The sequence below is a fragment of the Microcoleus sp. PH2017_35_SFW_U_B genome (genome assembly GCF_020737865.1).
Taxonomy (GTDB): domain Bacteria; phylum Cyanobacteriota; class Cyanobacteriia; order Cyanobacteriales; family Microcoleaceae; genus Microcoleus.
Window position 1 is genome coordinate 69,023 of the sequence record NZ_JAEQDE010000024.1, and the last position, 12,534, is coordinate 81,556.

Annotated in this window: 4 protein-coding genes and 2 pseudogenes; 5 read left to right on the top strand and 1 reads right to left on the bottom strand. The window is 46.4% G+C overall.

Annotated elements, in window-relative coordinates:
• Positions 1-819 precede the first annotated feature (819 nt).
• The 3 genes from JGK36_RS04650 to JGK36_RS04660 all read left to right on the top strand — a co-directional run bounded on the left by JGK36_RS04650 (position 820) and on the right by JGK36_RS04660 (position 10,267).
• Entirely contained in the window at positions 820-1,221 is a 402-nt protein-coding gene (locus JGK36_RS04650) for a hypothetical protein (RefSeq protein ID WP_293200819.1), read from the top strand.
• 71 nt (positions 1,222-1,292) lie between these two features.
• Entirely contained in the window at positions 1,293-8,768 is a 7,476-nt protein-coding gene (locus tag JGK36_RS04655) for a filamentous hemagglutinin (RefSeq protein WP_293200821.1), read from the top strand.
• Positions 8,741-10,267 carry a CHAT domain-containing protein gene (locus JGK36_RS04660; protein ID WP_293196351.1) on the top strand — a complete coding sequence of 509 codons (1,527 nt, stop codon included), beginning with the start codon at positions 8,741-8,743 and terminating at the stop codon, positions 10,265-10,267. The genes JGK36_RS04655 and JGK36_RS04660 overlap by 28 nt, the downstream gene beginning before the upstream one ends.
• Before the next feature lie 66 nt (positions 10,268-10,333).
• On the opposite strand, the pseudogene tnpA reads toward JGK36_RS04660, so the two are convergent.
• Positions 10,334-10,717, bottom strand: a pseudogene (tnpA, locus tag JGK36_RS04665) (IS200/IS605 family transposase); the annotation flags it as partial.
• Between the two features lie 70 nt (positions 10,718-10,787).
• On the opposite strand from tnpA, the pseudogene JGK36_RS04670 reads away from it, so the two are divergent.
• Positions 10,788-11,981 (top strand): annotated as a pseudogene (locus JGK36_RS04670) (RNA-guided endonuclease InsQ/TnpB family protein).
• A gap of 81 nt (positions 11,982-12,062) precedes the next feature.
• Positions 12,063-12,383, top strand: a complete 321-nt coding sequence (locus tag JGK36_RS04675; RefSeq protein WP_293200822.1) for a hypothetical protein — start codon at positions 12,063-12,065, stop codon at positions 12,381-12,383.
• Positions 12,384-12,534: the final 151 nt, after the last annotated feature.

The following is a 12,534-nucleotide window of genomic DNA, read 5'->3' on the forward strand; positions in this document are numbered from 1 at the left end:
ATTAAGGGCGATCGTCAAACCGACAAAACAGACTCTACGGCAGTGACTCTACGGACTGATATCACTTAGGTGTTTTTTTGAGTCAATGAGTGCTTGTTTTAAGAGTTTTCACTGACACTCTAGTGGCAGACTACTTTCATCTGTCACAGCCAGATTTTCACTCAGTATAGATTTACAAGCTACTACATCTATTGGTATCGCTAACTGTCTCAAATTGACTGGAAGACTTGCAAATATTAGCTTTCATCAAAAATATATAAATTTTTTTAGTCAATTTTTGTAAAATTTTGGTAAAGCTCATCCCAAACTTATAAAGTTTCTCAGAAAAATTTGGCTGTTGGGTGAGTTGCTCCTGGAAGCGGACTGCAAGCTGCTCGCCCTGGAATCGGCTGTGGCGCTGTCCAGAGTAGGAATTGGAGCGAGTTGTTTGGCACTAGCAGCAAGTTGCTTTCACTGGCGATCGGTACTTACGCATTTTTGACTGCTAATCGTCAAGGTTGACAGTTGACAGTTGACAGTTGACAGTTGACAGTTGACAGTTGATAGTTGATAGTTGACAGTTGATAGTTGACAGTTGATAGCACTTGACAAAGGAAAGAAGAGGATTGGAGTAATGAATAGTCTGCTTTTAATTTATCCTTAAAAGGGTTCCGGCTTTAAACCAATTATTTATGGTAATTAAATAGATAGATTTCCTGCGGATTTGCTATATTTTTTCGAGGCAAAATACCGTAAATCCTATTGACAGGAGGAACCTTCATGAGTCAGAATAGGGAAAGATAAATACGATCGCACTTTTAGCACAGATCTTTAACCACAATGGCAGCCAACAAACTAAATTTGCTCGGATGGTTATTCATACTTGGCTGCCTCAATGCAGCGGCCGGCTCGGCTTCCGCGCAACCCATCACCCCCGCACCAGACGGCACGAATACAGTCGTGACACCCAATGGCGATCGCTACGACATTTCAGGGGGGTCATTGGGCGGTGACAAGGTTAACCTGTTTCACAGTTTTACTCAGTTTGGTCTCAGTTCCGGTCAAACGGCAAACTTTTTAACCAATCCCAACATTCAAAATATCTTAGGAAGAATTAAATTTTTGGACAAAATGCGAGTCTCAACGTACCGGGTTCTTTTAGCGCTACGGCGGCGACAGGTATCGGTTTTGGGAACAATCAGTGGTTTAGTGCGATCGGCAATAACAACTGGGCCAGCTTAATCGGGAAGCCAAACAGTTTTGCCTTTACCAGTCCGCAAGCAGGAAGCATTGTAAATGCCGGGAATTTGACGGTGGCACCCGGTCAAAGTTTAAGTTTGACGGGGGGGACGGTTGTGAATACCGGCCAGCTAAACGCGCCAGGAGGCGGTGTTCTGATTACGGCTGTACCCGGTCAAAATTTGGTGCGGATTTCTCAAGCTGGTAATTTATTGAGTTTGGATGTTCAACCAGTAGTAACTCAAAACTCGCTGCCGAATAATTGGACGCAACCGGTGTTATCTTTGCCGGAGTTACTGACAGGAAAAGGCCAGGAACAAGCAACGAATTTGACGGTAAATCCGAATGGGGATGTGGTGCTGGGGAATTTGGCTGTGCCTGTTGTGGCGGGAACTGCGATCGCCAGTGGCAGTATCAACGTCTCTGGCAATACTGGGGGTAATGTTAACATTTTAGGCGATCGCGTAGGCGCGATCGCGGCTAACATCGATGCTTCGGGTATTAACGGCGGCGGGAATGTACTGATTGGCGGAGATTTTCAGGGTTTGGGGACTGTGCCGAATGCTGTGCGGACGTTTGTGAGTGCAGATTCGACAATTAATGTGGATGCGATTAGCAACGGTAATGGCGGGCGAGCGATCGTTTGGGCTGATGAAACTACTCGTTTTAATGGGAATATTACTGCCCGAGGTGGCTTGTTTTCTGGGAATGGCGGGTTTGTGGAGGTATCGGGAAAACAATCGCTGGATTTCGCTGGGTTGGTGGATTTGCGATCGACTGTCGGCAGTGCCGGAACCTTATTGTTAGATCCTACTAATATTACTATTAGCACAGCTCCGGATGCAGCCGGTGCATTCGGGGGAGGAGTGTTTACTCCCGGTATCGCTGCGCCTACGGCTACAATTAATAACGGGACGCTGCAAACGCAATTGGGTTTAGGTAATGTCACTATTTCTACTACATCTCTTGGTGCGAGTGCAGGGGATATTACAGTTAGCGCTCCGATTGCTTGGGCTAATAAAAATTCCCTGACTCTGAATGCCAGTAATAGCATATTTGTTAACAACAATATCACAACTCAGGGAGGCAATATCACCCTGAATGCTGATACCGACAATCTCGCCGGTGGTAATGTCACCATTACCAATGCGACGATTAATACAAATGGTGGCAATTTTACCGGTATTGGCCGCGGGAATACTGTCAATGGAAATGGGATTAATATTAATGGTGGTACGATTAATGCTGGTGGTGGGAATATTGACCTCACTGGTAGTAGTGCAGGAAACACGGCAATCAACGTCGGCCTTCAGGTATCTGGCGGAACCATTACACCTACTTTAGTAACTACTGGAACGGGAAAGATTACCCTTACTGGCACTAGCGGTACCAGCCTCAATAGTGACGGGATAATTTTGCGCGGGCCTACTATAAGTTCAGCCAATGGTGAGATTACACTGATTGGTAACGGCAGCGGATCTGGTAACGGCATTCTGATTTTGAGTAATGCCGTGGTGGAATCAACGGGGACGGGAAAAGTTGGCCTGACTGGTACGGGCGGCAATGGGATTAATGGCAGCAATAGAGGGATATCTGTTGAGAGCAATAGCAGCGTTAAATCATTCGATGGAGATATCAGTCTTGTTGGAAAAGGTGGCAGCAGTGGAAGCAGTAATTACGGTATTGCGATCGACAACGCGGCCTTAGTGCAATCAACAGGCATTGGAAGTATTAGTTTCAGCGGTACCGGCGGTGCGGGCAAAAACAATAACTCCGGGATATTGATTAACGCCGCCAAAGTGCTATCAAACAATGGAAACATCAGTTTCGCAGGGACAGGTGGTGGCACTGGAATTGGTAACCACGGTATTCGCATGGAAAACCTGCCGTCGTCAGAGGTACCACTTCTAAATGGATCGTTAGTTGAATCAACTGGAAGCGGAAGTATTTCTTTCAACGGTACGGCTGGTGCGGGCACAGACAATAACAGCGGGATATCTGTTGCTAATTCTAACGTGCGATCGGCGAGTGGAAATATCGCCATGACTGGCACAGGTGCGGGGACTGGTATCAATAAAACAAATTATGGCATTATTGTTGAGGGTAATTCAGCAGTAGAATCGACGAAGGCAAGTATCGATCTGAATGGTAAGGCAGCAATCGGTTCGGCGGCAATTTATCTGAATAATGGAGCGCTCAAATCGACGGTGGGAAATGTTGCTCTGACTGGTAATGGGCCAAGCGGTACTAATGAAATTAACCTGAATAATAGCAACATCAACCTGACGGCGGGAACCGGTAATGATGTTACTTTGACCAGTGATGCAATTACGGTTTCACCCACGTCTCAAGTCAAAGGCAACGGTACTATTCTGTTGCAACCTCTGACTCCGAGTTTAGGTATTACTGTTGGCACTGCCGGTAATTCTGCTGATTTGAATCTCAGCACTACTGAACTCGCAGCTTTCAAGGGATTTTCCCAAATGATTGTCGGGCGGGCGGACGGCAGTGGGACGATCGCAATTGCTGACCCCAGTGCTGTTACTTTTGATTTTCCGGTTACATTTCGATCTCCCCAAACTAGCGCCACAACTAGCGGCACAATTGCAGTCAATGGCAACATTAAAGGTGTAAATAATGCTTCAATTAGTTTTGATGCTCCCACTACTAACTTAAATGCAAATGTTGTCACCAACGAACAGAATATTACGTTTGGTGGTAAAGTGTCTCTCGTTCAGGGTTCTAATGTCACTCTCGATACTGGGTTGACGAAGGCAGGCGACATTAATTTTAAGGGAACTGTTGACGGCGATGGGAAGCTAACTTTGACTTCGGGAACAGGTATTATTAATCTTAACGGGGCTGTTGGGGGGACTGTGCCTTTGGGTTCCCTGACAATAGTCAATTCTCAGAATGTTACCAGTACCAGTCCGATCGCGATTACCACTACTGGCGATATTACTACAGGCAATATTACGAATCCCGGACGGGCGATCGCGCTTACGAGCAACAATGGTAACATTACGAGGAGTTCCACAGGGGCGATCGATACCAGTTCTACTACTGGAAGTGGCGGCCCGATTGCACTGAGTGCGAACAATATTACTCCTGGTAATCTTAACTCAAGTTCCACGGCGGGCGATGGTGGAAAAATTACCCTCACGGGTAAAACAGGCAACATTTTAGCAGATCCCGGAGTAGTTTGGAACTCTAGTTCTACGAACGGTGCGGGTGGCGATATCGCGATCGCCACACCCAATCTAGTTCGGATCAATATCATTGATGCTAGGGGATTGTCCGGTACGGGAAATATTAGCATTAGCGGTAATGACATGAGCTTTTCGGGAGGCCCAGATTCCGTACAGGGTAAGGGTACTTTGTCAATTGCGCCGTCTTCGCCTAATGTCGGAATTCGCTTCCAGGATGCACTTGCTGACGATCCGAAGGCGATCGATTTAGGAAAACAATTTTTCTCCTCCTTGGCTAATGGATTTAGTGGAATTGCGATCGGAACTAATACTACCGCAGGCAATATCACGGTAGACAATTTGCCTGCTGTTTTCAAAGATCCTGTGACTTTCAATACTCAAGGCACAATTTTTGTAAATAAAGCTCAAGCAATTTCGGGAACTGATGATGCTTCAGTTACTCTCAACGCTACTACTAATAACCTGAAGGGAAATATTACCACCGCCGCTCAAGATATCACCATTAAGGGTAATGTCTTAGTCGGAGATAGCGTCTTGATCGGCAATGGAAATTCAGCAAGTGGCAAGATTCTGTTGAATGATAATATTGATGGCAGTGGCAATCTCACTTTAGAAACAGGTACGGTAAATATTGCGGTGAAAGGTGCTATAGGTAATACCGTACCCTTAGGAAATATTATTGTCAACAGTGGTGGTACGGCTACATTTAATGCTGTCACTGCTAGCAGTTTCACTACCAATGCTGGCGGCAAAACTGAATTAAATGGCAATGTGACTACCACCGGCGCTCAAACCTATGGAGATGCTGTCACGATTGCCAACAATCCAATTCTCGCAGGCACGGGCGTTACTTTCAACGATACTGTGAACGGTAGCAGCAATTTGACGGTGAATGGGGGTAGCGGTAATATTACATTTAGCGGTGCAGTTGGGACTCTAAGTGCGATCGGCAATCTGACAGCTAACTCTACAGGTACAACCACATTTAATACTGTCAGTTCTGCCAGCGTCACTACCAATGCGGTTGGTACAACTATACTCAAGGGCAATGTCATTACAACTGGCCCTCAAACCTATGGAGATGCTGTCACAATTGCCAACAATCCGATTCTCTCAGGTAGCGCTGTGACTTTCAATAATAATGTTGACGGCACTGGCGATTTGACTGTGAATTCGGGTAGTGGCAATATTACATTCAGCGGTGCAGTTGGGGCTGCAAGTGCGATCGGCAATCTGAAAGCTAACTCTCAAGGAATAACTGCATTTAATCAAACAGTCAAGGCCGCGAGTTTGACTACAGATGCGGGTGGCACAACTCAAGTGAAGGGAAATGTCACTACAACTAACCCTCAAACCTATAACGATGCAGTCACGATTGCCAATAATCCGATTCTGTCAGGTAGCGAATTAACTTTTAACAATACTGTTGATGGTGGCAGCGATTTGACGGTGAAGGCGGCTAGCGGTAATGTTACCTTCACAAGTGCGATCGGCAAAACAACTCCTCTGACAAGTTTAACTGCCAACAGCAAAACATCTTTAGGTGGCAGTGTTACGACAACTGGCGGTCAAACTTATGCAGATGCAGTGACAATTGCCAACAATCCGATTCTCGCAGGCACCGATATTACTTTCAACAAGACTGTTGACGTAGCTGGCAATCTCGGTATTGCTGCTGACAATGTTAATCTCAAAGGAATTGTCACAACCACCAATGACGGGGCGCTCACAATTACCAATAAGGTTAATCTCAATATTGAGAAAAACCTGAATTTAGACGGTGCATTCAGTCAAAAAGGGGCGGGAACTGTTGCGGTTAGCGGCAATATCGCCACAACTAATGATAACATCAGTTTTCAAGGCCCGGTGACACTAAAAGCTCCTGTAAGTTTTACACCGGGAGATGCAACTATTGCTTTCGGTTCGACTTTAGCAGCAGGAAGTAACTCGCTGAATTTAACAGCAAGTGAAATTAATTTTTCCGATAAGGTTTCTGGTACGGCCTCGCTAGCGTTGCAACCGACAAAGGCAGGACAAAATATTGTGGTTGGTGGCACCGACAACACTACTCCCGCTTTAGATTTGACGGCATCGGAAATTAATTTGATTCAAAAGGGATTTAGCTCGATCGCGATCGGGAAATTGAATGGTAGTGGCAATATTACCATTCCTAACGATCTCACTTTTACCGCCCCAGTCACGATTCAAACGGGAACTGGTACGATCGCACTTAACGCCAATATTACCGGAAATGACAACAGCAGTATTGCTCTTAACAGCAATAATGTCAAACTCGGCAATGATGTCGCTCTCAGCAGTGCCGTCGGTAATGTTAGTATCGCAGGTGCGATCGATGGATCTCGGCGCTTGAACATCAATGCTACTAAAGGCAATGTGCTGCTGCAAGGAAATATCGGAAACACAACACCACTGACAGGTTTGAATGTTACTGCCTTAAATACTAAGTTGGGTGGCAATGTTACCACTAATAACAGCAATATCAATATTAACGGTTCTCTCGGGTTGACGAAAGATGCTGTATTCAAGACTGCTGGCGGGAATATTGGCTTTGGGGGTGCGATCGACAGTATAGATGGCGCCCGGAATCTAAATCTCGCAGCAGGTAGCGGCAGCATCACTTTCAATGGATCGGTGGGCGCAACCACAGCCCTAGGAAATCTGACAGCCAATGCTGCGGATGTTACAGCAAACTCGAATATTAACGCGCAAAGCTTGCAAGTAAATAGCACCGGAAATATCAATTTGTTGGGAAATGTCACTGCTTCAAACGGGCAAAATGGAGGGACAATCGAGCTTTCGAGCCCTACCGGAAAAGTGAATGCTAGAGATTTGAATACAGCGGGAAATACTGGCGGGAACATTACCGTTAAAGCTTTAAATTCAATTACGGCGGGAAAAATTACCTCCTTCGGTACAGCCGGAAATGGTGGCAATGTGTTCTTAGATCCGATCGGCGATCTTCAAGTAGAGTCAATTAATGCCCAAGGCGGTACGCGTGGCACTGGTGGCGATGTGTTTATTTCGACGGGGAATTTTTTCCGCGCTACAGGTGGTTTTTCCACCGCACTTTCGCCGACAGGATTTGCTAGTATTTCTACTGCGGGTGGCGCCGGTGGTGGCAAAATTACAATTGTGCACGCTGGTGGAGATCAAGGCCCACCGATTCAACCGTTTGTCGTGGGAGATACTACTATTAACGGTACGGCGGGTGCAATTACAACTGGACAATCTAGAATTACATCGCAGTCGTTTCCGCGTTCTAGTATTGTGGGTAATATTGTGTTGTTGACTGACGACGGCAAAGATCCAGCGCCAACAAATCGGCAGCCAATCCCGCCGACACCTGAAGTAATTCCGCCGACAAATGGGCCGACACCTGAAGTAATTCCGCCGACAAATGGGCCGACACCTGAAGTAATTCCGCCAACAAATGGGCCAAACACGGGCATCATTCCGCCGACAAATGGGCCGACACCTGAAGTAATTCCGCCAACAAATAGGCCAAACACGGGCATCATTCCGCCGACAAATGGGCCAAACACGGGCATCATTCCGCCGACAAATGGGCCGAACACTGGCATCATTCCGCCAACAAATGGGCCGAACACGGGCATCATTCCGCCAACAAATGGGCCGAACACGGGCATCATTCCGCCAACAAATGGGCCAAACACGGGCATCATTCCGCCAACAAATGGGCCGAACACTGGTATCATTCCGCCGACAAATGGGCCAAACACTGGTATCATTCCGCCGACAAATGGGCCGAACACTGGTATCATTCCGCCGACAAATGGGCCGAACACTGGTATCATTCCGCCGACAAATGGGCCGAACACTGGTATCATTCCGCCAACAAATGGGCCGAACACTGGTATCATTCCGCCGACAAATGGGCCGAACACTGGTATCATTCCGCCGACAAATGGGCTAATCTCGGAAAATATTCCGCCGACAAATGGGCAGATCGAGGGTCTTATTCCGCCGACAAATCGGTCAACAATTTCGTCGCCCATAACTGACATCATTCCGCCGACAAATCGATCGACAGTTTCGCCGACAACCGAAGGAATTGCGCCGACAAATCGATCGACAGTTTCGCCGACAACCGAAGGAATTGCGCCGACAATGCGCCGACAAATCGATCGAGTGTTTCGCCGACAACCGAAGGAATTGCGCCGACAAATCGATCGAGTGTTTCGCCGACAACCGAAGGAATTGCGCCGACAAATCGATCGACAGTTTCGCCGACAACAACAGAAGCAGCAGTACCTGCGATCGATTCTAACCCATTGTCGATCGCACGTGGCAGCACAGTAGGAACAGCAGCATCAGCATCGTCCGCACCCGCAGCTACACCCACACCGGCAGCTACACCCTCAACCCCCGAAACAGAAGACTTGCAGCCCCGGAGTATTCCACGCCTAAACAGTTCCGGTGTTGTTAACGATCGCATTTTAAGACTTGATTCTAGTATCATCAGTAACTTGCCCTCGGGCGAATCACAGCCAACACAAAGCAGCAACGAATCAGCGCCAGCAGCCAACTCTAATTCTCGTTTAGCGCTGGGATATGTCTCGTCTCCCGATCGACTTTTTGAAACTAACGACATCCAGAAAATAGTCTGGGGAGTCGAAGGACTGAGGAATCAAGAATTTGCATCATACCTGGGGATAAAAAGCAACCTCCCAGACGAACAACTCTTGGTTCCGACATTCCAAGAAACATTAAGAAATATCGAACAGCAAACCGGCAAGCGGTCTGGTATTATCTACATGGTCTCGCGAGTCGATCGACTGGAACTAATTTTAATTCCTCCCGTAGGGCGATCGATTCACTACAGCGTTCCGGAAGCCAACAGAGCAGCTCTTTTCCCGGTTGTCAAAGAGTTGCGGGATGAAATCACCACTCCCGCCAAACGCAATACTACCAGTTATCTACCCTCCGCCCAGCAACTGTATAAATGGGCGATCGCACCTCTAGAAAAAGACTTAGAAAGGTTAGGAATTAAGACTTTATTGCTGTCAGTAGATCCGGGATTGCGGAGTGTACCTTTTGCCGCTTTGCACGACGGTAAAGGCTTCTTGATTCAAAAATACAATTTCAGCCTAATTCCGAGTTTTAGTGCCACTAACACTAATTACAAATCGGTTAATAGCACCAGAGTGCTAGCAATGGGACGATCGGAATTTGTGGACAAAAAGCCATTACCCAGCGTCCCCCTAGAATTGCAGATGATTTCTGGTCAGTTGCAGGGGCCATTTTTCCTCAATTCAGCTTTCACCTTAGATACACTCAACTCCGAACACGCCAAGGGAGAATTTCGGATTGTTCACCTAGCAACCCATGCGGAATTCCAACCAGGAAAAGCGAGTAATTCCTACATTCAACTCTGGAATTCTAAATTGCGACTCAATGATATGGGAAGTTTAAATTGGCGCAATCCGCAGGTAGACTTGTTAGTATTGAGTGCTTGTACAACTGCTTTGGGCGATCGCGAATCAGAGTTAGGTTTTGGAGGTTTAGCGGTCAAATCCGGCGCTGCATCTGCCCTAGGGAGTTTGTGGTATGTTGACGATGGAGGCACTTTGGGACTGATGAGCGAATTTTACTACCAACTTCGAGGAGGCACAACTAAGGCAGAAACCCTGCAACTTGCTCAACAAGCAATGATTGCTCGTCAAGTTGGAATTAAAAACCAACAGTTAGTGACAACAGGAGGGAAGTTGAATTTACCAGCTAATATCAAACAAAGAAACCAAGATTTTTCTCATCCTTACTACTGGAGTAGTTTCACCCTGATCGGCAGTCCTTGGTAAGCTACCATATGCAAGATTCCGAACTTACCTAACTGACCAAAAAATTGGGATACAAGCCCCGTCCTTCTAGGACGGCTTTTCTTGATTTTTAATATATTCCTTTAAGACTTCTAGAGGCGCGCCCCCTACAGAAACCGCAAAATAGCTAGGACTCCATAAAGCTTCTTTGTGAGGTTTTTTGTATCCAGCCTGTCCGTAGCGACGGCTAGAAACTCCTTTCAAAGCATTCACTATTTGAGAGATAGAAAGTTTAGGCGGATACTCAATCAGCGCATGAATGTGATTACCTTCACCATTAAACTCCAGAACCTGAAAATTCATTTTTTCAGCAACCTCTCGAAACGTTTTTTCAATCAAATCAAGACTTTCGCCCGTAAATACAGGCCGACGGTACTTTGTCACGCAGACCAAGTGCATTTTAAGTTCTGTAACAGAATGCCGTTCTCGGCGGTAAGTAAATAGTTGTCATTGCCTGTAGACCAATATATAATCAAATAATAGACCAATTTTAACACAACCCGTGAAAGCAAGATTTCGTTACAGATTTTACCCAACCGACCAACAACAGCAGAGCCTAGCTCGGTTGTTTGGCTGCGTCCGGGTAGTCTGGAACGATGCGCTCGCACTTTGCAAACAGTCAGACAAAAAACCAAGTTCGGCAGATTTGCAAAAAATCGTCATAACTGGGGCTAAAAATACTGAAGAAAGGGCTTGGCTGGGAGACGTGTCGTGCGTCCCGCTGCAACAATCAGTTGCCGACCTGGATATTGCTTTTAAGAACTTTTTCAACTCCTGCAAGGGAAAGAGAAAAGGTCGTAAAGTCGGATATCCTAAGTTCAAAAAAAGAACCAGCAGTCAATCGGCGCGTTTTAGAGTTGGAGGATTTTCAATCAAAGGTGATGGAGTTTATCTAGCCAAGATTGGAATTGTCAATCCGATTTGGTCGAGGGCGTTACCATCTGAACCTAGTTCCGTCACGGTAATCAAGGATTGTGCAAATCGTTATTTGCTGAGCTTTGTAATAGAAATTCAACCCATTTCATCTGAGGCTAAAAACCCCAGCATCGGAATCGATTTAGGAATCAAAACCTTTGCGGTGATGAGCAACGGCGAGAAAGCCGAAAGCCCTAGCTATAAAAAACTAGACCGCAAAGTTCGCAAATTGCAACGCAAGTTAGCCCGTCAGCCCAAAGATTCCAAGAGAAGGAATGTAACTCGCATTAGAATCGCCAAGCTGCACAATAAAATTGCCGATACTCGCAAAGATTTCTTACACAAGTTAAGTTGTCAACCAAAGTAATCAACGAAAACCAAGTGATTGTTTTGGAAGATTTAAATGTGTCTGGCATGGTAAAGAATCGCAAACTCTCAAGAGCAATTAGCCAACAAGGATGGTATGAATTCCGAACTTTGTGCGAGGCTAAATCAGAGAAGTTTGGCAGAGAGTTCAAGGTCATCAGTCGATGGGAACCTACCAGTCAGGTTTGTTCAGACTGCGGTTTTAAGTGGGGGCAAATCGATTTGTCTATTCGCTCAGTGCTTTGTTTGAATTGCGGTACTGAGCAAGATAGAGATGAAAACGCCGCTAAGAATATTGAGAAAGTCGGGATGGGGAATCGCCACGACTCTAAACGGGCGCAGAGGGACTGTCAGACTACTTCGGTAGCTTTTCCCCGATGAAGCGTCAAGAATCACCGTTGCTTCAGCACGGTGAGTATTTCAAATGAGGAACTTTGAGGAGTAAGACTAAGGATAGATAAATACATCGCACTTTTAGCACAAATCTTTAAACACAATGGCAGCCAACAAACTACATTTGCTCGGATGGTTATTCATAGTTGGCTGGCTCAATGCAGCGGCTGGTTCCGCTTCCGCGCAACCCATCACCCCCGCACCAGACGGCACGAATACAGTCGTGACACCCAACGGCAATCGCTACGACATTTCCGGGGGGTCATTGGGCGGTGACAAGGCTAACCTGTTTCACAGTTTTACTCAGTTTGGTCTCAGTTCCGGTCAAACGGCAAACTTTTTAACCAATCCCAACATTCAAAATATCTTAGGAAGAATTAATTTTTGGGCAGAATGCCCTGCTCAACGTACCTGGTTCTTTTAACGCCACGGCGGCCACAGGTATCGGTTTTGGGAACAATCAGTGGTTTAGTGCGATCGGCAATAACAACTGGGCAAGCTTAATCGGGAATCCGAACAGTTTCGCATTTACCAGTCCGCAAGCAGGAAGCATTGTAAATGCAGGGAATTTGACG

Coding starts and splice junctions, on each gene's coding strand:
- JGK36_RS04650 (WP_293200819.1), top strand. CDS start 820: ATGGCAGCCAACAAACTAAATTTGCTCGGATGGTTATTCATACTTGGC.
- JGK36_RS04675 (WP_293200822.1), top strand. CDS start 12,063: ATGGCAGCCAACAAACTACATTTGCTCGGATGGTTATTCATAGTTGGC.